Source organism: Alkaliphilus flagellatus, assembly GCF_018919215.1.
Classification (GTDB): Bacteria; Bacillota; Clostridia; order Peptostreptococcales; family Natronincolaceae; genus Alkaliphilus_B; species Alkaliphilus_B flagellatus.
On the sequence record NZ_JAHLQK010000001.1, the window covers coordinates 250,470 to 273,912 of the forward strand.

Consider the following 23,443-nt stretch of genomic DNA (forward strand, 5'->3'; position numbering starts at 1 on the left):
GGAGATGATAAAATGAGATTTGTAATAATCACAGGCTTATCTGGAGCTGGAAAAAGTCAGGCAGTTAAATATTTGGAAGACTTCGGCTTTTATTGTATAGATAATTTACCTCCTACTTTAATTCCTAAATTCGCAGAGTTATGCCATCAGTCTCAAGGTGCTCTTGATAAGGTGGCATTAGTTATAGATATTCGAGGTGGTATGTTTTTTGATGACCTTTTTACTAGTTTAGAAAGTTTGGAAGCATTAGGCTATAAATACGAGATTTTATTTTTAGATGCTAGCGATAATGCTTTAATTAAGAGGTTTAAGGAGACAAGAAGAAATCACCCCTTATCAGGAGACGGATCTATTTCGAAAGGCATTTCTCTAGAAAGAGAAAAACTTAAGGAACTTAAGGCAAGGGCAAATAATATTATAGATACTACAAATCTTAGACCAGCTCAGCTTAAAGATGAATTAACGAATATTTATGTTGAAGGCAATGAGTCGAACAATTTAATTATCTCCATTGTATCATTTGGGTTTAAACATGGGGTACCATTAGATGCAGACTTGGTTTTCGATGTTAGGTTTTTGCCAAACCCATTTTATATTGAAGAGCTTAGAAATTTTACAGGTAATGATACAAAAGTTAGAGAATATGTTATGAATTCTCCTGTTAGTGTGGAGTTTTCCAATAAATTAAATGATATGATTAGCTTTTTAATTCCACAATATATAAAAGAAGGTAAAAATCAATTAGTTATTGCTATTGGATGTACAGGAGGAATGCATAGATCAGTTACTATTGCCCATGTACTTTATAATTATCTAAAAGAAAAAGGATATAGAGTGCTTATGAATCACCGAGATTCAAGTTTATCTGTAGGAAGGAAAGGATAGAGCAATGAAACTGATTCATTGGCTAAAACCAGGCTTAAAAATTAAAAGATGGGTATTATGTGGACTGATAGGAGTATTTCTAATAGCTATATCTATATCCTATTATTTATTTGAACTTAATTTGCTATTTAATAATTGGCTTAGAATATTATTGGGTATAGTAGGACTGATTATATTGTTTTTTTCCTTAAGACAAGGAGTTATTTCAATTTTAGACCTAGTATATCATCCACCTACATTAACAGGGAAAAACGATGGTAGTAAGCTAGATAAAAAAATATATGATAAAAAGATTTTGGCTCGCGGACCTAAAATTGTTGTGATTGGTGGAGGGACAGGACTTTCAGTTTTACTTAGAGGATTGAAACTTTTTACGTCTAATATTACAGCTATTGTTACTGTTGCTGATGATGGTGGTGGTTCTGGAAAGCTAAGGGAGGATTTAGGTATGCTTCCTCCAGGTGATATTAGAAACTGTATACTGGCTTTGGCAGACATGGAACCTACTATGGAACAACTTTTGCAATATAGATTTGAAGAAGGAAATTTAAAAGGTCAAAGTTTTGGAAATCTACTCATTGCATCTATGAATGGTATAAGTGGTAATTTCGAAGAAGCTATTAAGAAAATAAGCGATGTTTTAGCAGTAACGGGGAAGGTTTTACCTGTTACCCTTAGAAATATTACATTGTATGCTAAGCTTAAAAATGGAACGGTTGTTAAGGGAGAGTCCAATATACCCGTAAAAAGTCTAGAGGAAAATAGCCCTATAGAAAAAGTTTTTATTAAACCGAAGGAAGCAGAAACTATTAAAGAAGCGATAGATGCTATTGAAGATGCTGATATAGTTCTATTGGGTCCAGGAAGTCTATATACCAGTGTTATACCTAATTTACTTGTAAAGAATATTAAAGAAAGCTTAAACAAGACTAAGGCACTTAAAGTGTATATTACTAATGTAATGACTCAGCCAGGAGAAACTACTGGCTACACCGTATATTCATATGTAAATGCATTGCTAAATCATTGGCCAGATGGCTCTATTGATTATGTAATAGCTAATACAGGTATGATTAATAACATCATTAGTCAAAAATATGAAACAGAAGGTGCAGAAGTTACTAAACTAACACAAGAAGATAGAGATAAACTAAATGATATGGGTATTAAATTAATTACAGAAGATTTAATAGACATAAAAAAGGATTATGTAAGACATGATGCAATAAAATTATCCAAGATTATTATTAATTTGGTACTACAGTGGAAAGTTGCAAATGATAGAAATCGTATAATAGATTATTTTTATATACGGGAACTTATAAAGAAAATTTACTAAACTCCTTTTATTATGAGGAGTTTTTCTGATTTTTATGAATGTATTTCGACTAAATATTGAAAACTATAAGTTAATATGGTAACTTATTAATATAATAAAAACAGAATTGAGTATAAGGTATATAATAATACAAAAGAGCAGTTTGAATATAAAGGAGTGGAGGGTGTGCGTGAGGAAATAAGTGCTGGTGGTGTTGTTGTTTTTGGGAATACCATATTACTTTTGAAGAAATATAACGGCGACTGGGTACTTCCAAAGGGCAAGGTAGAACTAGACGAAACCTTTGAACAAACTGCTACCAGGGAAGTTTATGAAGAAGCTTCTGTTAAAGTAGAAGTAATTCGATATCTTGGTAAAATACATTATACCTATAAAAATAATTGGGAAGATAATAATGTTATTAACAAAACTGTTCATTGGTTTTTAATGCAATCTAGATCTATGGATTGTATACCTTTAAGAGAAGAAGGGTTTATTGATGCAAAATTTATTCATATGAATAGATCTGTTGATTTAGCGAAATATGATGATGAAAAAGAAATTATTATAAAGGCTATAGAAGAATATAATAAGACCTCACAGAATTAGTGAGGTCTTACATTAAAATAGATTATTAAAAGGTTGTGGTGTTATGTCATTTTCAGCCAAGACTAAGGGCGAGCTTGCTAGAATTTATTCTGATGAACCTTGCTGTCAATTAGCCGAATTAGCAGCTTTAATTAGGATGTGTGGTACTCTACAGTTAGTAGGAGGAGCACAAAAATTAAATATTAAATTAACTACAGAGAATCCAGCAATTGCAAGAAAGTTATTTAAATTATTTAAAGATATATATAAAATACATATTGAAGTAATGGTAAGAAGAAATCCTAGATTAAGAAAGAACAATCATTATCTGATGGTTGTTACGCATAATATGGGTAGTAAGATGATTTTAGAAGATATTGAGATTTTAAAAAAGGATACTAGTTCCTTTGATATCTCCTATGGAGCTCCTGTTGGTTTGCTAGAAAAAAGATGCTGTAAGAGAGCATATTTACGTGGAGCATTTTTAGGTGGAGGCTCTGTTAGCGATCCAGAAAAAACCTATCATTTAGAGTTCGTAACTCATAGCTCAGATCATAGCGAGTCTTTAAAAGATCTAATAAATAGCTTTCAGTTAAATGCAAAGATAGTAGAACGTAAGGGAAATTATGTAGTTTATTTAAAAGAAGGAGATCAAGTAGTAGACCTATTGAATATTATAGAAGCCCATAGTGCCCTACTAGATTTAGAAAATGTAAGAATTTATAAACAGATGAGAAATGATGTAAATCGTATTGTTAATTGTGAGACAGCTAACTTAAGTAAAATAGTAGATGCGGCTATTAGACAAATTGAAAATATACAATACATTAAGGATACAGTAGGATTGGGATATTTACCTGTAAACTTACGAGATATTGCAGAGCTTAGGTTAGAATATCAAGAGGCTAGCTTAAAGGAATTAGGTGAGATGTTAAATCCAACTATCGGAAAATCAGGAGTAAACCATCGTCTTAGAAAAATAGATGAAATAGCCACCAAACTACAAGAAGGTAAGAAGTAAAAAAATTAAAAATATTTAACAATTGATAAAAGTTATGTATTAATTGTCCTGAAATATAGAAGAAAGCTTGTTTGTAGCTTTCTTTTTTTGTTGCAGAAGGTATAATTTCATATCTATTAGAGCAGATGAATTTTGAGAAATTTTTGACCTTACCAAGCTTAGTTGTTATAATATTCTTAATAGTATGGGAGGAGTGATTTTTTGATTAATAATATTGATATCTCAAATGCAATGACTATTAAGCTAGATAATGTACTTCCAGAAATGCCTAAATTCATTGAAGGTATTAGAAGGGCACCAGATAGGGGATTTAAATTAAGTAAAGAGCAGACAGAAACTGCCCTTAAAAATGCTCTAAGATATGTGCCAGAAGAGTTACATGAAACTTTAGCACCAGAGTTTTTAGAGGAACTTATGACAATGGGAAGAATCTATGGATATAGATTCAGACCAGAAGGACATATAAAGGGAAGACCTATACATGAATATAAGGGGAACTGTATAGAAGGTAAAGCTTTTCAAGTAATGATAGATAATAATTTAGATTTTGATGTAGCCCTTTATCCATACGAGCTAGTAACCTATGGAGAGACAGGAAGTGTATTTCAAAATTGGATGCAATATAGATTAATTAAAAAATATTTAGAGGTAATGACAGATCATCAAACCTTAGTGATTGAGTCCGGACATCCATTAGGACTATTCAGATCAAAGCCAGACAGTCCTAGAGTTATAATTACAAATGCTTTAATGATAGGAATGTTCGATAACCTGAATGATTGGGAAATAGCAGAGCAAATGGGAGTAGCTAACTATGGACAAATGACAGCTGGAGGATGGATGTACATTGGTCCTCAAGGAATTGTACATGGAACCTTTAATACATTGTTAAATGCAGGAAGATTAAAGTTTGGTATGGGACCTGATGAGGATTTAAAAGGAAAGCTTTTCATAAGCTCAGGACTTGGAGGAATGAGTGGTGCTCAACCTAAGGCCATGGAAATAGCAAACGGTGTTTCTATTATTGCTGAAGTTGATTATTCAAGAATAAGGACAAGACATGACCAAGGATGGGTAAATCGATATTCAGCAGATTTAGAAGAAATATTTAATATTGCGAAAGAATATTTAGATAAGAAGGAACCAATTTCAATCGCTTATCATGGCAATATTGTAGATTTATTAGATTATGTTGTTAAAAATAATATAAAAGTAGAGCTTCTATCAGATCAAACCTCTTGCCATGCTGTTTATGATGGCGGATATTGTCCACAAGGACTAAACTTTGATGAGAGAACAGAAATGCTTAAAAAAGATAGAGAACAATTTAAAAATCGAGTAGATGAAACCTTAAGAACCCATTTTAAACTTATTAAAACCTTAGTAGAAAGAGGAACTTATTTCTTTGACTATGGTAATTCATTTATGAAGGCTATATATGATGCAGGAGTAAAGGAAATTTCTAAAAATGGAGTAGATGAAAAAGACGGCTTTATTTTCCCATCCTATGTTGAGGATATTATGGGACCAGAGTTATTTGACTATGGATATGGGCCTTTCCGTTGGGTTTGTTTAAGTGGAAACCATGAAGACTTAATTAAGACAGATAAAGCTGCAATGGACTGTATTGATCCAAATAGAAGAGGTCAGGATAGAGATAACTATGTATGGATTAGAGATGCAGAACAAAATAAATTGGTAGTAGGAACCCAGGCAAGAATACTCTATCAAGATGCTATGGGAAGAACAAAGATAGCATTGAAGTTTAATGAGATGGTACGAAATAGAGAAGTAGGCCCTATTATGCTAGGTAGAGATCACCACGATGTTAGTGGTACAGACTCTCCATTTAGAGAGACAGCTAATATTAAAGATGGAAGCAATGTTATGGCAGATATGGCTACCCAATGCTTTGCTGGAAATGCTGCAAGGGGTATGAGCTTAATAGCACTGCATAACGGTGGTGGAGTAGGTATTGGTAAATCTATTAATGGTGGTTTTGGAATGGTACTAGATGGAAGTGAGAGGGTGGATAACATATTAAAGTCTGCCATGCCATGGGACGTAATGGGTGGAGTGGCAAGAAGAGCCTGGGCAAGAAATGAAAATTCAATTACTACCAGTATGGAGTATAATAAAAATAATGAAGGAACTGATCATATTACTATACCTTATATACCTAAGGAAGAATTGGTTAAAAATTTAGTTGAATCTGCTTTTGCAAAAAAGTAATTTAAATAATATAGCTGAAAGGGTGGACGAAATGAGCAATGTAAAAAAGATAGTTCAATGTGTACCTAATTTTAGTGAGGGAAGAGATTTAGAAAAAATAGAAAGAATAATAAATCCTTTTAGAGGTAAAGAAGGAGTTAAACTTTTAGACTATAGTAATGACTTTGACCACAATAGGGCAGTCGTTACTGTAGTAGGTGAGCCGGAAGCTGTAAAGGCAGCTGTTATTGAGGCCATGGGGATAGCAATTAAGGAGATAGATATGACAAAGCACGAAGGTCAGCACCCTAGAATGGGAGCTATAGATGTTGTGCCGTTTATTCCTATTAAAAATATGACCATGGAGGAAGCTGTTGAACTGGCAAAGGAAGTAGGCAAAGAAGCTTGGGAGAAGCACAAGCTACCAATTTTCCTTTATGAGAAGGCCGCTTCAAGCCCTGCTAGAGAAAACTTAGCTACTGTTAGAAAAGGACAGTTTGAAGGTATGGCTGAAAAGGTTAAAGATCCAGACTGGGCACCAGACTTTGGAGAAAACAATATACATCCAACCGCAGGTATAACTGCTGTGGGAGCTAGAATGCCACTAGTAGCATTTAATGTTAATATAGACACTCCAAATATAGAAATTGCGAACAAAATTGCTAAAAATGTAAGACATTTAACTGGAGGACTTAGATATTGTAAAGGTATAGGTATAGACCTAAAGGAACGTGGAATTGTTCAAGTTTCCATGAATATGACTGATTATACAAAAACTGCATTATATCGTGCATTTGAGCTTATTAAAATAGAGGCTAGACGCTATGGCGTAAATGTAGTTGGAAGTGAAATAATAGGATTGTTACCAATGGAAGCTTTGATAGACACAGCAGTTTACTATTTAGGTGTAGAAGACTTTTCAATGGATCAGGTACTTGAGTCTAGGATGATGGAATAGAGTAGTCAAGTAAGCAGGGGTTATCTTTATAGGTAACTTCTGTTTTTCTTTGTAAGTTTTTATCCAATACATTATAATAGAAGTAACATAAGATAATTAAAATATGAAAAATTATAGTTTTTTCGTTTTTAGAATAAGTGAGGTGAACTAAAAATGGACAGTAACTTTGTTCATCTACATGTCCATACAGAATATAGTCTTCTTGATGGTTTTACTGTTATAGATAAGGTGATGGATAGGGTAAAGGAATTGGGAATGAATGCTATAGCAATTACTGACCATGGTACTATGTTTGGTGTAGTGGACTTTTATAAAGCGGCAAAGAAAAAAGGAATAAAGCCTATAATAGGCTGTGAGGTATATACTGCACCTAGAAAAATGGTGGATAAGGATCCACAAAAAGATAAATACCAAGGTCATCTTGTATTACTAGCTAAAAACCAAGAGGGTTATCAAAATATAATTAAACTAGTATCTAATGGATTCTTGGAAGGATTTTATTATAAACCACGAATAGATTATGACGAACTTTCGAAGTATAGTAAAGGGATAATTGCCCTAAGTGCTTGCTTAGCAGGGGACATCCAGCAGCTTTTACTTCAAGATCAATATGAGAGTGCTAAAAGCTTGGCTCTGCGACTTAAAGATATGTTTGAAGAAGATAGCTTTTATTTAGAGCTACAGGATCATAATATGCAAGAGCAGAAACAGGTTAATTTAGGTTTAGTAAAACTTAGTAAAGAAACAGGTATTCCATTAGTGGCCACTAACGATATCCACTATATAAATAAGGAAGATGCACAGGCGCACGACATTTTACTTTGCATACAAACAGGGAAAATAATAGAAGATGAGGAACGTATGAAGTTTCCTAATGATCAATTTTACTTAAAATCTCCAGAAGAGATGAAGGAACTTTTTGCCTTTGCACCAGAGGCTATATATAATACAGTAAAAATTGCAGAGCGGTGCAATTTGGATTTTGATTTTAATACAATCCATTTACCAGAATATGAAGTACCTAATAATATCTCTAAAGCAGACTATTTGAGAACAATCTGTTTTCAAGGGCTTAAGGCTCGATATAATCCAATAACAGAGGAGTTAGAGGAGCGTTTAAATGAAGAACTTTCTATTATTGAAAAAATGGGCTATGTGGAATACTTCCTTATAGTTTGGGATTTTATTAAATATGCAAAGGATAATAAAATACCAGTAGGACCTGGTAGGGGTAGTGCAGCAGGAAGTATTGTTGCTTATACCTTAGGTATAACCGATGTTGACCCAATTAAATATAATCTTATTTTCGAACGTTTTTTAAATCCAGAAAGAATATCTATGCCAGATATAGATATAGATTTTTGTTATGAAAGACGAGAAGAAGTTATAGATTACGTAAAGCAAAAATATGGAGAAGATAAGGTGGCGCAAATAATCACATTTGGAACTATGGCGGCAAGGGCTGCCATTAGAGACGTTGGTCGTGTTATTAATATGCCATATAATGAAGTAGATAAAATAGCTAAGCAAATTCCCTTTGCTATAGGTATGACAATAGATAAAGCCCTGAATATGAATCCTGAATTAAAGAATATATATGAAGAAGATAGACAAGGGAAATATCTAATAGATATGGCTAAAAGGCTAGAGGGAATGCCAAGACATGCATCTACCCATGCTGCTGGTGTAGTAATAGCTAAAAAGCCATTAAAGGAGCATGTGCCCTTATACGTCCATGATAATAATAGTACCACCCAATTTACTATGGGAACATTGGAGGAGCTAGGACTGCTCAAGATGGATTTTCTAGGTTTAAGGACGTTAACAGTAATTAAAGACGCCCTAGAGCTTATTGAAAAGAACCATGGTGTTAAAATTGATTTTGCAAATTGTAGCTATGAGGATGAAAAGGTTTATGACTTAATTAGTAGAGGAGAAACATTAGGTCTATTTCAACTTGAAAGTGCTGGAATGATTCAATTTTTGAAGGAGCTAAAACCAAATTGCTTTGAGGATATTATTGCAGGAATTTCATTGTATCGCCCGGGCCCCATGGATTCTATACCTAAATATATAGAGAATAAAAATAAGCCTGAGGCTATTGAATACATGCATGAAAGTCTAGAACCTATATTGAATGTTACCTATGGTTGTATGGTGTACCAAGAGCAAGTTATGCAGATAGTAAGGGATTTGGCTGGATATAGCTATGGTAGATCTGACATTGTAAGAAGAGCCATGGGTAAAAAGAAAATGGATGTAATGGAAGAGGAAAGGAAAAACTTTATATATGGCATAACAAATGAAAAGGGAGAAGTGGAGGTTCCTGGGTGTATACGAAATGGTGTGCCAGAGAAAGTAGCAAACAAAATATATGATGAAATGATTGACTTTGCCAACTATGCTTTTAATAAATCCCATGCGGCTGCCTATGCAGTTTTAGCCTATCAAACTGCTTATTTAAAGTGCTACTACAAGGTAGAGTTTATGGCGGCTCTTATGACTAGCGTTATGGGTAATACATCAAAGGTAGTTCAATACATTCAAGATTGTAAAAGACAAGGGATAGAAGTATTGCCGCCTAGTATTAATAAGAGTGAAGCTAAGTTTACCGTTGAAGGAGAAGGCATAAGATTTGCCCTAGGTGCTGTTAAAAACGTAGGTATAGGTATGATAAATAGTCTGGTTAACACTAGGGAATTATCAGGAGACTTTACAAATTTTCTAGACTTTTGTCAGAGAGTAGAGTCCAAAGATATAAACAAAAGAGCTGTGGAGAGTTTAATTAAATGTGGATCATTTGATGCTATGGGAGCAAATCGTGCACAGCTACTTTCAAGTTATGAAACGATTATGGATAGCATACAACAGGAAAAACGTAGAAAAATAAATGGACAAATAGATCTTTTTCAAATAAACGAGGAGATTGATGTTTCAATAAACCAAATTAATCTTCCAAACATAAAAGAATTTAATGAAAAAATAAGGTTAAGTATGGAAAAGGAAGTAGTAGGTATATATATTAGCGGACATCCTTTATCGGAATTTGAAAAGGAACTGGAGAATATTGTTACAGTTAATAGTTACGAGCTTTCTCAAGCTATGGATAATCTAGAAGAATCTACATTAAAGGATGGACAGTCCATAGTTGTAGGAGGAATGATTACAGAAGTAAATACTAAAATAACAAGGAATAATCAACTTATGGCATTTATAGTTTTAGAGGATTTATTCGGGACTATAGAGTGTATTGTTTTTCCAAAGACTTTTAAATATTATAATAATCTTGTTCATGAGGAAAGTTTTGTATTTTTAGAGGGAACATTAAGTATTAAGGAAGAGGAACAACCAAAGATTTTAGTTAATACAATAAATCCTTTAGTAAAGGTGTCAGAAACTGATTTAAAAGATTTAGGTAAAAAAAATGGAAATAAGCTATTTATTAAAATTAGATATAAAAAGGATTGGCATCTAATCGAAGCAATAAAACCAACCCTAAGAAAATATAAGGGAGATGTACCTATAATAATTTATATTGAAGAAAGTAATGAAAGACTTCAATCTGATAGGGGATTATGGGTAGACCTAAATGAGGATATAATGAATGAGTTAGTTAGCTTTTTTGGTAAAGAAAATATAAAAGTAGTTTAATATAAAAATTGCTATTATATAACAAAATAAATTAGTATATGTTATAATATGAGGGGAATTAGGAGCAAATTAAACTATATAAATAATAAATATTATATTTAAATTATAGAGGAGGCCTAGCAATGTGGACAGTTATATATATGGCTAATACACGTGTAGATGCGGAAGAAGTAAAAAAAGTACTAGTGAAAGAGGGCTTCTTAGTTAAGATTAAACCTATTAGTAAAAATAATGTAGAAGGAACCTGTGAAGTTTTAGTACCAAGAACAGAGGCAGAAGAGGTTCATTCTATTTTAATTCAACTTGGACTTTAATTTTAGAGTTCTGCAAGTATTTGAATAGTAGCACATGATTTTAGGCTTGTAATTGTTTAACAAAGTCGATTTGGGATAATATATCTACATAGATACGACTTTGTTATTTTTCTCAACTTTAAATGCATATGTATAAAATAAACAAAGTGGGACACTAAAAGACCATGTAGGTTGAAATGGAGGATGCTTATGAAAAAAATTGCTGTGCTAACTAGTGGTGGGGATGCACCGGGAATGAATGCAGCCATACGTGCAGTTGTGAGAAGTGGTATTTATAATGATGTTAAGGTTATGGCAATAAAGCAAGGCTTTAATGGTCTAATTAATGCAAATATAGAAGAGATGAATTTATCTTCCGTAGCGGATATTATACATAGAGGTGGAACCATTTTAAGGACTGCCAGAAGTGAAGAATTTCGTACTGAAGAGGGACAAAGAAAAGCGCTCAATGTAATTAACGTATTAGGTATAGAAGGGATTATTGTAATTGGAGGGGACGGATCATTTAAAGGTGCAAAGAAGTTAAATGATCTAGGTATACCTACAATTGGTGTTCCTGGAACTATAGATAACGATTTAGGATATACAGACTATACTATTGGATTTGATACATCAATTAATACAGTAATCGATGCAATTAGCAAAATTAGAGATACTTCCACATCTCATGGTAGAGCTAATATTATAGAGGTTATGGGGCGCCATTGTGGAGATATAGCTCTAATGGCTGGACTTGCAGGAGGAGCAGAGAGTATTATTGTTCCTGAGGTAGGATTTAATGTTGATCAGGTATGTAATAAGCTACTAAAGGGAAGAAATAGAGGTAAGCTGCATAGCATCATTATATTAGCAGAAGGAGTTGGTGGTGCAGTTGAAATGAGCAAGGAAATTGAGGATAAAACTGGTATTGAAACTAGAGCCACCATATTAGGTCATATTCAAAGAGGTGGTAGTCCAACAGCTTCCGATAGAATTTTAGCTAGTAAAATGGGAGCAAAGGCAGTGGATCTGCTGCTACAAGGTGTTGGTAATAGAGTAGTAGGAGTAAATGGGAAAAAGCTTATTGATATGGACATAGATGAGGCATTAAGTATTAAAAGTAATTTTGATATGGAAACTTACGAACTAGCGAAGATATTATCAATCTAATGAATATATAGATTAATCGAGGAGGAATTCGGGTGAAAAAAACAAAGATAGTATGTACAATTGGCCCTGCAAGTGAAAACAAAGATGTATTTAAGCAGCTCGTATTAAATGGATTAAATGTTGCTAGGCTTAACTTCTCTCATGGAGACCATGAAGAACACGGCGAAAGAATAAAAATGATAAAGGAAGTAAGGGAGGAATTAAAGGAGCCTGTAGCTATTTTATTAGATACTAAGGGGCCAGAAATCAGAACCGGTAAATTTAAAGATCCTGAGGTAGAGCTTAAAGAAGGAGAAAAATTTACGATTACTACAAGAGACGTACTAGGTGACAATACTATATGTAACGTGAGCTACACCGGGCTTGCTGAAGATGTGCAACGAGGAGATATTATTTTAATAGATGATGGTCTAATTGGGCTTAAGGTTGAAAATATTGTTAATGGTACAGATATTGAGTGTGTAGTTGAGAATGCAGGCGTTATAAAAAATAACAAGGGTGTTAATGTACCTGGAGTAAAAATTAATTTACCTGCTATTACTGAAAAAGATAGGTCTGATATTAAGTTTGGTATAGAAATGGATATAGATTTTATTGCTGCATCTTTTGTTAGAAAGGCATCGGATGTTTTAGCTATAAGAAAAATTTTAGAGGAGGAAAATGCAGATCACATTCAGATTATTTCTAAAATTGAAAACCAAGAAGGAATGGATAATTTGGATGAAATTATCGAAGTTTCTGATGGTTTAATGGTTGCAAGAGGAGACCTAGGAGTTGAAATACCCACAGAAGAAATTCCTTTAGCTCAAAAAGAAATGATTAAAAAATGCAATAGGGCTGGAAAACCTGTTATTACAGCAACTCAGATGCTAGACTCTATGATAAGAAACCCTAGACCAACCCGTGCAGAAGTAACTGATGTGGCTAATGCCATCTTTGATGGCACAGATGCTATTATGTTATCTGGAGAAACTGCTGCAGGAAAATATCCAGTAGATGCGGTCAAGGTTATGGGAAGTATCGCTAGACGTGCTGAGGCAGCAATTGATTATCGTAGCTTACTAAAAACTAAAGCCATAGAAAGAGAAACATCGGTAACCGATGCTATAAGTCATGCTACTTGTACAACTGCGGCAGATTTAGATGCATCAGCTATTCTAACAGCAACATCTTCAGGATATACGACTAGGATGGTGTCAAAATTTAGACCATCAGCACCAATTATTGCGGCTACAACAAAGGAAAGTGTTAGAAGAAGACTAAGCTTGAGCTGGGGAGTTTATTCAGTATTAACAGACCAACTCAACTCTACTGATGATATAATTGACTTATCTGTACAAAAGGCCCTAGATGCTAAGCTTATTAATAATGGGGATCTTATAGTTATTACAGCTGGGGTTCCAGTAGGTGTTGCAGGTACTACAAACTTGATTAAAGTTCACATAGTAGGAGAAGTAATTTTAACAGGAACAGGAATAGGTAGAAAGTCTGCTACTGGAAAAGTTGTTGTTATAGATAGCATTAATAAAGACTATGATAAGGTCAATGATGGAGATATTTTAGTAACAAAATTTACTGATAGAGAGTTAGTTCCTATAATGGAAAAGGCGGCTGCTATAATTACTGAGGAAGCTGGATTAACTAGCCATGGTGCAATTGTTGGACTTAATCTAGGTAAGCCTACATTAGTGGGAGCCCATATGGCTACAGAAAAATTAAAACAGGGAGATATAGTTACGGTAGACACTATAAGAGGACTAGTTTATAGTGGCGAAACAAAAGTACTTTAAATGTATGTAGTATCCTCTAATAATTCTTTCGATATACATACACATTTAGCTTATCAATTTCATATAATACAAGTAAAATCAATATTCTCCCCCTTTGTAGATGTTGATGATGTCACAGGAAAAAGCCTACGATTATTAATAATTGTAGGCTTTTTTCGATTAAATTGTTTTAAGTTAAAGGAAAATTTATTGTAATAGAGAATAAATCATATAGATATACAATAAAGAAAACTTAATTCAGATAGAATTTTAATTTTATATGAATCATAGTTGCACTTATTTCGAGGATTTATTGCTATAATTCAATATTAAAAATTGGAAGTTATAGCAATAAACCGAAGATAAATGGGCATAATTATGTTATAATATCCATATGTAGAAAGGGTAGGTGAACGCTTTGAAGCTTAATGAAACTAAACTAGTTACAAGATATGAAGAAACCGACCAAATGGGTATAATATATCATTCTAATTATTTTGTTTATTTTGAAGTAGGTAGAACAGATTTTTTAAAAAACTATGGTATGAAATACAAAGACATGGAAGAAATAGGCATAATATTACCTGTAATAGAGGTAAATTGTAAATATAAGGTTTCGGCTAAATATGCGGATGAGTTAATTATAAAAACAACAATAGAAAAACTTAGTCCAACAAGAATAACATTTAACTATAAAATAGTTAGAGAAGTAGATGGAGTGTTGTTAGCTGAAGGCTTTACAGAACACGCATTTGTAAGTAAAGAAGGTGGTAGGCCTATGAACTTAAAAAAGATACATAAAGAAGTGTATTTAAAACTTGAAGGTTTAATGTAATAAAAATTTACATAATACTATATATATGATAAAGATTGAAAAATTCTATCCAGGGGTGAAAATATGCTATTTAAATTAATTCTACTATTTACTTTGTTACCTCTTTTAGACTTTGCTATATTGTTAAAGATAGGTAGTTACATAGGATTCAAGTATACCTTGGCTATAGTAATTGTAACAGGTCTTACAGGAGCATACTTTGCCAAAAGAGAGGGTAGAGATATTATTACAAAGATAAAATTTGATATAAGTCAAGGAAAAATGCCAGCAGATGAGCTTATTGGTGGATTATGTGTTATCCTAGGCGGAGCTTTTTTATTAGCTCCTGGGTTAATAACTGATGCACTTGGATTGATGTTAGTTTTACCAATCACTAGAATTCCATTTATAAATATGATAAAAAGACGGTTTAAGAGTATGCTAACTGGAGGAAATCTATGGTTTTATTTTAGAAGATAGCCAACTAATGAGGGGGAACAAAAGATGGAGGTTAGAAAGTTAGGGAAAACTGACTATAATATAGGGGTTGTAGGTTTTGGCGGAATTCCTATACAAAGATTAGATGAAGAAGAAGCTGTTAGGTTAATTGATCTTGCTAGAAAGGAAGGGATTAATTTTATCGATACAGCTAGAGGATATGAAGCAAGTGAGAGTTTAATCGGAATAGGCATTAGAGGAACGAGGGAACATTGGACTATTGCTACTAAATCCATGGCTAGAGATTATGAAAGCATGAAAAAGGATATAGAAATTAGTTTGAAGAACTTATGCTGTGAATACATAGATTTATATCAGTGTCACAATGTTAGAACTAAGGATCAGTATGATCAAATAATGAGTACTAATGGAGCATATAAAGCACTAGATGAAGCAATGAAAGAAGGAAAAATAAAGGCTATAGGCATTACAAGCCACGATATAGGTATTTTAGGGAATGCTATAGAGACGGATTATTTTTCTACAATTCAGTTTCCTTACAATGCAGTTGAAAGACAGGCGGAAGATCTATTTAAGAAAGCTAAGGAAAGAAACATTGGAGTTATTGTGATGAAACCATTAGCAGGTGGAGCAATTACAAAGGGGAATTTAGCTCTAAGATTTATTTTAGAAAATCCTAATGTTTCTGTAGTTATTCCAGGAATTGATAGGATCGAACAAGTTGCAGAAAATGCAGCAGTTGCAAAGTCTTTTATACCTTTAAATAAGGATGAAAGACAGGCACTTGAAAAACTTGCTAAAGAGTTAGGTTCTAAGTTTTGTAGGAGATGTGGATATTGTCTGCCTTGTCCTCAAGAGATTGATATTCCTACTCAGTTTTTAATGGAAGGATATTATACCAGATATGACCTAAAGGAATGGGCAGCAACAAGGTATTCCAGCTTACCCAAAAAAGCATCGGACTGTATTAAGTGCGGGAAGTGCGAAACAAGATGTCCATATGATTTGCCGATTCGAGAAATGTTGAAAAATGTAACTAAACAACTAGGTTAAATCAGGTATAAAAAGTTTGAAATTGTTAAATAATGCATAATAGGTTTTAATTATTTAGTTTTTAAGTAAGTAAAAAAGGACAACTGATTCTATTTTTGAGCACAGAATATCTGTGCTTATTTTTTTGATTAAATTTTGGGAAAGCAGAGAAAGGAAATTATTTAGAGGTATATGAAAAAACCAAGACAAGTTTTTTTATTTGTCTTGGTTTTTATTATAAAATAAATATAAATAGACTTTTAATCTTCTGGATTAATATAAACTGGTGGAGCAAAATCATAATTTATTATTCCTTGCTCATTTGTATCTTTGGAATCAACTTTTACTTTAATGTTAACAAAATCCACATCATTTAAAGACTTAAAGGTAAATATAATACCATCTACCATCATTTGACGACGGTGGTCATTATTTTCATAGACCTTTAAAAATTCTTCATTAAATGTTAAAGTAAGTACACGGTTAGCAATGTTGTAATCCAACAACTCAACATCATTAGGCACAATAGGATGTCTTTTAGAGTTGTAGATTTCAGGTATTCCTTTAAATTTCATAGTATCAAAAATAGTGTTAATATTATTATCATCATATTGATTTCCAAACATAGAGAAAGGAATTGGTGATAACAAAAATCTATTGGTGTCAGATAAATAAGCAGTGTAAATCATTGTATTATCTGGTTTGTGGTAAGGCACATCCATCGTCATACCGTGGAAAGCATCCTTTATAATCTTACCATTAAATTGAAACTGGACCTTAGATATTCCATTGATAGACGTTAAAGAATTTACTAAACTATTTACTGCATTAGTAGAGGCGCTAGAACCTTGATTAAAGCTGCCAAGATCTGCAGGTAAATTTACATAGGCAGTATCTCCAGATTTTCCAGCCTTGCCTCCTACCGGGATGGGAGTTCCTAATGGTAAACCGAGATTGCTATTAGGACCCTTTTCTAAGTTTCTAAGGGTTGTAGTCAAAGGAGAACTTGTATATGGTACAAATCTTGTAATAGGCACTAAATAATTTGCTTCGTTGTCCGGGAAATAAAGTGTTAGAGCAGTTTCTCCATGCTTAACTGATGTAATGGCGGGTAAAGCAGGAATATAGTTTCCTTCAGTATTAAAATGTATATCAAATTCAGCCTCTTCTGTAGCTACGTTTACATTATCGATATTAGGTTTAATTTTTAACTTATAAGAGCCATCAGGTAGATTTAATTTTTCTTGGTCGAAATCAAAAATGATGTAAACAGGAGTACTACTGTAAAGTTCAAGAGACTTATAATTACCAAGGGTCACAAGGTCATCTAAAGATAGATCTTGGATTGTATCACCATTAGATGTCAGTTCAACAGTAAAGGGATTATTTTCATTAAATAACAGCCCTGTATAACTCTTATCTGAATCTGCAGAAAAGCCATATTTAACTTGAACATGATTAGAGGATATTACCTTTTCCTCCGTAGTGACAATAATAGCATCATTTTTGGAAACAATAGTTGGTATAATAGAACTAAAATTAATGCTACTTGCGTAAATAGGCATACCAGATGCTGTTATGCCTATTAATAGAAGTACAAAGATATTTCGAATCGTTCGCAACATTCAATCAACTCCAATCTTAGCTTATCCTAAGTTATACTTTATATTATAAAATATTGAAATGTTTCCGTAAATAGGAATCGTACAACAAATGTTGGCAAAATAGTAGCAAAGTAGTGTAAAATGATAATTAAGTAATTTCATTCGACTACATCTGTCAAGATATATAAAGGAGAGTTATTAGCATGGTAGAAAAAGATAAAATATATGACATTAAAATAGATGGTTTAGGAAGTAGTGGAGAAGGTGTCGGCAAAATAAATGGTTTTACAATTTTTGTTTCAAGAGCTATACCAGGAGATATAGTAAAAGTAAAAATAAATATTTTAAAGAAGAACTATGGAATAGGGGAACTATTAGAAATTATAGAACCATCTGAAGATAGAATAGAGCCTAAGTGCCCAAATGTTAATATATGTGGTGGATGCCAAATTATGCATATGAGCTATGGAGCACAGCTAGAGATGAAGCGAAAAATTGTAGAAGATGCTTTAACTCGTATAGGGAAGATAGATACTACTGTTAATCCAACTTTAGGCATGGATAATCCATACGAATATCGTAATAAGGCTCAATTTCCTGTTGGTGTAATTGATGGTAAGGCAATTTTAGGCTTTTATAAAATGGGAACACATGACATTGTAGATACAGAATATTGTCATATTCAGTCTCCTATTAATGAAAAAATAGTTAAAATAGTAAAGAGATATATAGAAGATTTCAGTGTAAAGGTATATGACGAGAAAAGTAGAACAGGATTAATTAGACATATAGTTACAAAAGCTGGTTTTACTACTGGTGAGGTAATGATTGTTATAGTAACTAATGGTAGAGATTTGCCACAGAAAAATCAGCTTATTGAAATGTTTAAGGAAAATATAGAGGGATTAAAAAGTGTTGTTCAAAATATTAATACAAAGAATACAAATGTTATTTTTGGACAGGAAACCATTACTTTATACGGAGAAGATAAAATAGTTGATTATATAGGAAATCTAAAGTTTCACATTTCAGCTCAATCCTTTTTCCAAGTAAACCCGACACAAACTAAAGTTCTGTATGAAAAGGCATTGGAATATGCAGATTTATCAGGAAATGAAAGGGTATTTGATATTTACTGTGGTATTGGAACTATATCATTATTTCTAGCACAGAAAGCTAAAGAGGTACATGGTGTAGAAGTAGTAGAAGCCGCTATAAAAGATGCACGAGAAAATGCATCAATTAACAACATTAATAATGCTAACTTTTATGTGGGAAAGGCCGAAGAAGTAGTGCCAAGATTATATAAGCAAGGAATTAGAGCAGATGTTGTAGTTGTAGACCCACCTAGAAAGGGATGCGAGGAAAGTGTACTTGAAACAATAGTAAACATGGAGCCTAAAAGAATAGTTTATGTTTCTTGTAACCCAGCCACATTGGCAAGGGATTTGGCCTATTTAGATGAGCGAGGATATAATGTTGATAAAGTGCAACCAGTGGATATGTTTCCGCATACTTCTCATTGTGAAAGTATTTGCCTTTTGCATAAGAAATAAGGAAATAGAGCGGAATTTGTGTGTTAAATCAAGAAAAGAATAATGTTAAGAAGTCTAAGAATTGCTATTTTAAAAATAACGATAAAATTTCTGAAAAAAGAGTAATTAGAACTGCTTACAGTTAACAGGTTTTTGGATGAACCATTAAATAGTTTGTATTTCAGAGAGGTGTGACATGGATATAAAAGATTTAGCAATATTTAAAACAGTAGCATATTTTGGAAATATTACTAAGGCTGCAGAACACCTGAATTATGCACAATCGAACGTGACAGCTAGAATCAATCAATTGGAACATGAATTGGAAGTAGATTTATTTATCAGAAACAGTCGAGGAGTAGTACTGACTAATTCCGGAGAAATATTTTTGGATTATGCTAATAGAATGATTAGTTTACAAGATGAAGTGGTTAGTGTTCTGCATGATGGAACTCGAGGAAAATTAAAAATCGGATTAATCATAGAAGTGGCATCAGTAAGATTACCTTATATAATGCGCGATTTTAAAGAAGCGTGCCCCAATGTTGAGCTAGTAACCTATATTGAATCTACAGAGGCATTATTGGGCAAGATTTTAAACTATGAATTGGATGGTATTTTTGTAGATGGACCTATAAAAAATGATGAACTTGTTCAAGAAATTTGTATAGACGATGAACTTGTTTTAATTACAGGTCAACAATTGCCAGATTCTCGAAAGTTAGAATTGATTTGTAAAAATGATTTGATTGTAGCATCGCAAAATTGTATCTATAAAAGAAAATTTGAACAGTGGGTTCAATCCGAGGATATTCAATTACCAAGGTCAATTCAAGTTGGCACTTGGGACGGGATTTTTGCTTCTGTTGAACTGGGTTTGGGTTTTTCGATTACAATACGGTCTTTAGCGGAGAAATACAGTAAGTCTAATTCATTTTTTATTTATGACCTCCCTAAAGCGTATAATCAGAATCCGCTTGTTTTTTTAAGAAGAAAAGATAGGATAACGACGAGGGCTTTTCAAACATTCCTAGACATATCATCACAAAAAACGATTTCTAATAGCGGAAATAGTAATTTGTAATGGAAATTCTTTTGCTATACACTTACTTTATCAAGTATAAAAAAGGAGTGTTAGTTATGAAGAAAATACAAGTCTATCATGTAGATGCATTTACAGATCAAATTTTTGGTGGAAATGCCGCGGGTGTAGTTCCCGAAGCAGTGGGGTTAAATGAGCACGACATGCAGAAGATCGCAAGAGAGTTAAATCTTTCAGAGACTGCATTTTTATTTCCTTCTAATGACAAAAATTATGATTATGTGGTGCGTTATTTTACACCAAGTACAGAGGTTGATTTTTGCGGTCATGCTACGGTAGGCCTGTCATGGGTTATGGCAATGGAGTATGGCTGGATGGAAAAAGCCTCACAAATTAGATTGAAAACAAATATTGGTATTGTTCCGGTTGAATGGTCTATGCAAGAAAAAAAATTAAATAGTGTTGTGATGACTCAAGTTGCACCTAAAACAAAACAATTTGAGGTGGATAAGGAAGAAATCTGTCGTGTAGTCGGGATTAATCCAATGGACATCGATGATAAATATCCGATCAGGTTAGCATATACAGGAAATTGGCACTTATTAATTCCGGTAAAGAACAGTAAAGCAATCGACGCATCAGTACCGATATTTGAAGAATTAAAAGATTTAAATCTTAAATTTGATATTACTACTACACATTTATTTAGTTTTAACAGTTTTGATGAACGATATAAAATATATACAAGAGATTTTGCACCAGCAGTCGGAATTGCTGAGGATCCGGTTACAGGAGCAGCGAATGGTGCGTTAGCAGGATACTTAGTATTGGAAAATATTTTAGACCCAAAAACAGACCATGAATTTACAATTGCCCAAGGACATGCAGCTGGAAGACCGGGAGAACTTACAATAAAGATTATTGCAGGAAAAACTAATCCGACTATCAAAGTTGGGGGAAAAGCGACTATTTCAATTAATGGAACTATAAATCTTTAATGAAACAATTGAATGAATTTTTCATTATACCAATTATTAGAATTAATTAATTCTTTGAATTACGCCAGGGGGATACCAGCTTCAAGTGAAATCATTTTTGTCTACTCAAGGCATGTAGAGTGTGTTGTGAATATAGAGAAGAAATAGATTTTCTTTATTCACTCTTTATTGACTTTTTCAACGTATAATAGTATAATGATAAAAAATTTGAAATTTGAGGTGAAAAAATGATTAATTTTTCTTGCTAATTTTTAAAGTACATTTAATACAAAGATAAACAGGTGTGCTCTGTTTGTTTTGTTGTACTTATGCAAGAAAGTTATTCTTTTTTCTCTTAATATATACACTTGTGTTATGCTATAATGATTAGCTTAACTACGTATATCTATGAGCTGTAAGAATAATTAATTCTTGCGGCTCTTATTTTTTTATAAATAATTCGAATAAGGAGGATAAATAATATTATGATAAATAAAGACACTTTGCTAACACATGATAATCTCCATATAGAGTCGGATACTGCAGGCGACACTTATATGGAGTAATAACAAGGTCGCCTATTGTTCCGACTTTGTTATTTATACCATTAAATACAGAGGAGGACAAAAATATGTCTTTAATAAATGTTACAAACCTAACCTTTGCTTATGAAGGTAGCTATGATAATATTTTTGAAAATGTAAGTTTTCAAATTGATACCGATTGGAAATTAGGATTTACTGGAAGAAACGGAAGAGGAAAGACTACTTTTTTAAATCTTTTGCTTGGGAAATACGAATATAATGGAAACATTTCGGCTGATGTGACTTTTGAATATTTTCCTTATGAGGTGCAGGAGCAAAGCAATTTCACCATAGATGTCATAAGGGAGATTAGTCCAAATTCAATGGATTGGGAAATAGTAAAAGAATTATCTTTGTTAGATATGGACTACGATGCTTTATATAGACAGTTTTATACACTATCTAAAGGAGAGCAGACCAAAGCATTGTTGGCTGCTATGTTTTTGAAGGAGAACTCCTTCTTGCTTATTGATGAGCCTACCAATCATTTGGATGCTGAAGCTAGGCAAAAACTAAGTAATTACTTGAAAAAAAAGAAAGGATTTATTCTGATTTCACATGATAGGTCTTTTTTGGATAATTGTGTTGACCATATCTTGTCTATTAATAAAACTAATATTGAAATACAAAAAGGAAATTTCTCTTCATGGTGGAGAAACAAAGAATTACAAGATGATTTTGAGCTAGCAGAAAACGAAAAATTGAAAAAGGATATTAACAGACTTTCCAGCTCGGCAAAACGTACATCTACGTGGTCAGATAGTGTTGAAAGCAGCAAGTATGGAACTACTAATTCTGGGAGCAAATTAGATAAAGGATATGTTGGACATAAAGCTGCAAAAATGATGAAGCGTGCTAAAAATATAGAAGCTAAACAACAAAATATGATTGAGGAAAAATCAAAGCTTCTTAAAAATATTGAATCTAATGAAAGTTTAAAAATAGTACCGCTTACTTTCCATGATAAAAAGCTTGTAGAACTTACAGATGTTGCAATTGAATATGATGATAGAATTGTCTGTGAAGGAGTAAGCTTCACTATAGAGCAAGGTGAAAAAATTGCTATTCAAGGAAAGAATGGCAGCGGAAAATCAAGTATATTGAAATTAATTTATGGAGAAAACATCCCCCATAGTGGAATTGTAAGAAAGAATAATAAGTTAATCATTTCCTATGTTTCACAAGATACTTCAGATTTATATGGTAACTTATCTGAGTATGCAGATAAACACTGTATTGACGAGAGTTTATTTAAATCGATGCTTAGAAAACTTGATTTTTCAAGAGAACAGTTTGAAAAGAATATCGAAGATTTTAGTGGAGGACAGAAGAAAAAGGTATTGCTTGCTAAAAGTTTGTGTGAACGGGCACATTTGTATATTTGGGATGAGCCATTGAACTTTATTGATGTCATTTCTCGTATGCAGATTGAGAAATTGTTAATTGAACATGAACCTACAATTTTGTTTGTTGAGCATGATAGTGCATTTTGTGAAAATGTTGCAACAAAAACAATAAAATTGTAAAGGTAG

18 protein-coding genes are annotated in these 23,443 nt (G+C 32.9%); 17 read left to right on the forward strand and 1 reads right to left on the reverse strand.

Annotation, left to right across the window (positions count from 1 at the left end):
* Positions 1-12: 12 nt before the first annotated feature.
* The 13 genes from rapZ (at position 13) to KQI88_RS01185 (ending at position 16,190) form a co-directional block, all read left to right on the forward strand.
* Positions 13-885, forward strand: a complete 873-nt coding sequence (gene rapZ, locus KQI88_RS01125) for an RNase adapter RapZ (protein ID WP_216414525.1) — start codon at positions 13-15, stop codon at positions 883-885.
* Between the two features lie 4 nt (positions 886-889).
* Complete coding sequence (locus KQI88_RS01130) at positions 890-2,224, forward strand: gluconeogenesis factor YvcK family protein (protein WP_216414526.1); 1,335 nt, start codon at positions 890-892, stop codon at positions 2,222-2,224.
* 165 nt (positions 2,225-2,389) lie between these two features.
* The gene (locus KQI88_RS01135) at positions 2,390-2,812 is read left to right on the forward strand and encodes an NUDIX hydrolase (protein ID WP_216414527.1); all 423 of its coding nucleotides are present in this window, start codon (positions 2,390-2,392) and stop codon (positions 2,810-2,812) included.
* A 43-nt stretch (positions 2,813-2,855) separates the two neighbouring features.
* Positions 2,856-3,812 carry a DNA-binding protein WhiA gene (whiA, locus tag KQI88_RS01140; RefSeq protein ID WP_216414528.1) on the forward strand — a complete coding sequence of 319 codons (957 nt, stop codon included), beginning with the start codon at positions 2,856-2,858 and terminating at the stop codon, positions 3,810-3,812.
* A 201-nt stretch (positions 3,813-4,013) separates the two neighbouring features.
* Positions 4,014-6,044 (forward strand): urocanate hydratase, encoded by a 2,031-nt coding sequence (locus KQI88_RS01145; RefSeq protein ID WP_216414529.1) that lies wholly within the window; start codon positions 4,014-4,016, stop codon positions 6,042-6,044.
* A 31-nt stretch (positions 6,045-6,075) separates the two neighbouring features.
* Positions 6,076-6,981: a glutamate formimidoyltransferase gene (gene ftcD, locus KQI88_RS01150; protein ID WP_216414530.1), complete on the forward strand. Its 906-nt coding sequence runs from the start codon at positions 6,076-6,078 to the stop codon at positions 6,979-6,981.
* Positions 6,982-7,134: 153 nt separating this feature from the next.
* On the forward strand, positions 7,135-10,632 hold the full coding sequence (locus KQI88_RS01155) for a DNA polymerase III subunit alpha (protein WP_216414531.1): 3,498 nt from the start codon (positions 7,135-7,137) through the stop codon (positions 10,630-10,632).
* Between the two features lie 122 nt (positions 10,633-10,754).
* A complete protein-coding gene (locus KQI88_RS01160) occupies positions 10,755-10,946 on the forward strand; it encodes a hypothetical protein (protein WP_212380092.1) in 192 nt (63 codons plus the stop codon).
* Between the two features lie 189 nt (positions 10,947-11,135).
* Complete coding sequence (gene pfkA, locus KQI88_RS01165; protein WP_216414532.1) at positions 11,136-12,095, forward strand: 6-phosphofructokinase; 960 nt, start codon at positions 11,136-11,138, stop codon at positions 12,093-12,095.
* 32 nt (positions 12,096-12,127) lie between these two features.
* Positions 12,128-13,885, forward strand: coding sequence for a pyruvate kinase (gene pyk / locus KQI88_RS01170; protein ID WP_216414533.1), 1,758 nt, complete (start codon positions 12,128-12,130; stop codon positions 13,883-13,885).
* 397 nt (positions 13,886-14,282) lie between these two features.
* The gene (locus KQI88_RS01175; protein WP_216414534.1) at positions 14,283-14,699 is read left to right on the forward strand and encodes an acyl-CoA thioesterase; all 417 of its coding nucleotides are present in this window, start codon (positions 14,283-14,285) and stop codon (positions 14,697-14,699) included.
* A 63-nt stretch (positions 14,700-14,762) separates the two neighbouring features.
* On the forward strand, positions 14,763-15,158 hold the full coding sequence (locus KQI88_RS01180) for an FxsA family protein (protein WP_216414535.1): 396 nt from the start codon (positions 14,763-14,765) through the stop codon (positions 15,156-15,158).
* A 24-nt stretch (positions 15,159-15,182) separates the two neighbouring features.
* Positions 15,183-16,190, forward strand: a complete 1,008-nt coding sequence (locus KQI88_RS01185) for an aldo/keto reductase (RefSeq protein ID WP_216414536.1) — start codon at positions 15,183-15,185, stop codon at positions 16,188-16,190.
* A gap of 239 nt (positions 16,191-16,429) precedes the next feature.
* Here the strand turns inward: KQI88_RS01185 and KQI88_RS01190 are convergent, their stop codons facing one another.
* Positions 16,430-17,794 (reverse strand): GerMN domain-containing protein, encoded by a 1,365-nt coding sequence (locus KQI88_RS01190; protein WP_216414537.1) that lies wholly within the window; start codon positions 17,792-17,794, stop codon positions 16,430-16,432.
* Between the two features lie 182 nt (positions 17,795-17,976).
* On the opposite strand from KQI88_RS01190, the gene rlmD reads away from it, so the two are divergent.
* The 4 genes from rlmD (at position 17,977) to KQI88_RS01210 (ending at position 23,437) form a co-directional block, all read left to right on the forward strand.
* Positions 17,977-19,329 (forward strand): 23S rRNA (uracil(1939)-C(5))-methyltransferase RlmD, encoded by a 1,353-nt coding sequence (gene rlmD / locus KQI88_RS01195; RefSeq protein WP_216414538.1) that lies wholly within the window; start codon positions 17,977-17,979, stop codon positions 19,327-19,329.
* A 175-nt stretch (positions 19,330-19,504) separates the two neighbouring features.
* Positions 19,505-20,392 carry a LysR family transcriptional regulator gene (locus KQI88_RS01200; RefSeq protein ID WP_216414539.1) on the forward strand — a complete coding sequence of 296 codons (888 nt, stop codon included), beginning with the start codon at positions 19,505-19,507 and terminating at the stop codon, positions 20,390-20,392.
* A 56-nt stretch (positions 20,393-20,448) separates the two neighbouring features.
* A complete protein-coding gene (locus KQI88_RS01205) occupies positions 20,449-21,348 on the forward strand; it encodes a PhzF family phenazine biosynthesis protein (RefSeq protein WP_216414540.1) in 900 nt (299 codons plus the stop codon).
* Positions 21,349-21,958: 610 nt separating this feature from the next.
* A complete protein-coding gene (locus tag KQI88_RS01210; protein ID WP_216414541.1) occupies positions 21,959-23,437 on the forward strand; it encodes an Lsa family ABC-F type ribosomal protection protein in 1,479 nt (492 codons plus the stop codon).
* Positions 23,438-23,443 lie beyond the last annotated feature (6 nt).

Excerpts from the sequence above, each read along its gene's own strand:
- rapZ (WP_216414525.1), top strand. The coding sequence starts at position 13 with ATGAGATTTGTAATAATCACAGGCTTATCTGGAGCTGGAAAAAGTCAG.
- KQI88_RS01130 (WP_216414526.1), top strand. The coding sequence starts at position 890 with ATGAAACTGATTCATTGGCTAAAACCAGGCTTAAAAATTAAAAGATGG.
- whiA (WP_216414528.1), top strand. The coding sequence starts at position 2,856 with ATGTCATTTTCAGCCAAGACTAAGGGCGAGCTTGCTAGAATTTATTCT.
- ftcD (WP_216414530.1), top strand. The coding sequence starts at position 6,076 with ATGAGCAATGTAAAAAAGATAGTTCAATGTGTACCTAATTTTAGTGAG.
- KQI88_RS01155 (WP_216414531.1), top strand. The coding sequence starts at position 7,135 with ATGGACAGTAACTTTGTTCATCTACATGTCCATACAGAATATAGTCTT.
- KQI88_RS01160 (WP_212380092.1), top strand. The coding sequence starts at position 10,755 with ATGTGGACAGTTATATATATGGCTAATACACGTGTAGATGCGGAAGAA.
- pfkA (WP_216414532.1), top strand. The coding sequence starts at position 11,136 with ATGAAAAAAATTGCTGTGCTAACTAGTGGTGGGGATGCACCGGGAATG.
- KQI88_RS01180 (WP_216414535.1), top strand. The coding sequence starts at position 14,763 with ATGCTATTTAAATTAATTCTACTATTTACTTTGTTACCTCTTTTAGAC.
- KQI88_RS01185 (WP_216414536.1), top strand. The coding sequence starts at position 15,183 with ATGGAGGTTAGAAAGTTAGGGAAAACTGACTATAATATAGGGGTTGTA.
- KQI88_RS01190 (WP_216414537.1), bottom strand. The coding sequence starts at position 17,794 with ATGTTGCGAACGATTCGAAATATCTTTGTACTTCTATTAATAGGCATA.
- rlmD (WP_216414538.1), top strand. The coding sequence starts at position 17,977 with ATGGTAGAAAAAGATAAAATATATGACATTAAAATAGATGGTTTAGGA.
- KQI88_RS01200 (WP_216414539.1), top strand. The coding sequence starts at position 19,505 with ATGGATATAAAAGATTTAGCAATATTTAAAACAGTAGCATATTTTGGA.
- KQI88_RS01205 (WP_216414540.1), top strand. The coding sequence starts at position 20,449 with ATGAAGAAAATACAAGTCTATCATGTAGATGCATTTACAGATCAAATT.
- KQI88_RS01210 (WP_216414541.1), top strand. The coding sequence starts at position 21,959 with ATGTCTTTAATAAATGTTACAAACCTAACCTTTGCTTATGAAGGTAGC.